General features: G+C 30.1%; 1 protein-coding gene and 1 pseudogene. One reads left to right on the top strand and one right to left on the bottom strand.

The genetic code is table 11. The annotated features are described in order from the left end of the window. A pseudogene (locus BN338_RS12750) lies at positions 1-227 on the bottom strand (hypothetical protein); the annotation flags it as partial. Between the two features lie 66 nt (positions 228-293). On the opposite strand from BN338_RS12750, the gene BN338_RS09795 reads away from it, so the two are divergent. Then, positions 294-614: a helix-turn-helix domain-containing protein gene (locus BN338_RS09795; RefSeq protein ID WP_039761914.1), complete on the top strand. Its 321-nt coding sequence runs from the start codon at positions 294-296 to the stop codon at positions 612-614. Positions 615-935 lie beyond the last annotated feature (321 nt).

The raw sequence follows: 935 nt of genomic DNA, 5'->3' as shown, positions 1-935 counted from the left end.
TCACGCGCATAATTTAAAAGTATAACTTGGTATTTAGCTGGGATAATGCCGCCTTTACCCTCTCTCTTTTCAAAAGGGTAAGCCCATTTTCTAATTACAATAACATTGCGATTAACAATATTAGCAACTTTTTTATAGCCACCTAGATACTCAATTATGAGTTTTGCGGTTTTCGTATATGGTTTTATCATAGCGATAAAAATACGATATCCAAAATATTTAGTCAATACGAAAAACGTATCATTATATTTTTTATATTGTAAGGACTTTAAAAATAAGGAATAAACTTAATTATGATTAGGCAAAAAGAGCTAAAAATTTGGATAAAAAAAGAACTTGATAAAATGGGACGAGGGAGCCAAGCGAAGCTTGCCGCCCATCTTGGTATAAGAAGACCAGCTATATCCAATATGATTAATCTTAATACAAATAAGGAAACGAGGGATATTAAGGCAGATGAATTAGTTAAAATTATGGAGTTTTTTAAAGATTCTTCACCTATTTCTGGACCTTACTCTGATGATTTTCTTTATTTATATTCACAAGCGAATGATTCTGAAAAGAAGATTGTCGAGGATCTTTTAAAATCTCTGCTCGCAGCAAGAAATTCATAAAAGCTTTTTTTTCACATTCGGTTAATTTATTTAGCATGATGGCTAGCTGCTTTTCTTTTATACTTTTTATCATAAGCACCTCATTAACATTAATGATAATAAACAAAATCGAATAGGTTTATAAAAATAAAAATACGTTTTTCGTATTTTATCTATTGACAATCTATTACGAAAAACGTATTAATTTTTCCATATCTTAGAAAATAACTTTTGCCAATAGGCTGTATGGAGGCATTTGTGAAAAAACCCGTTTTTATAAATTCTGATGAGATTCTCTTAGTCATCTGCGAAAATGAAGAACAAAATCTCGCTAAATCAGGA

The sequence above is a fragment of the Bartonella queenslandensis AUST/NH15 genome (assembly GCF_000312585.1).
GTDB lineage: Bacteria > Pseudomonadota > Alphaproteobacteria > Rhizobiales > Rhizobiaceae > Bartonella > Bartonella queenslandensis_A.
The sequence above is the reverse complement of the archived record's forward strand: the minus strand, read 5'-3'. Positions and strand labels throughout refer to the sequence as shown.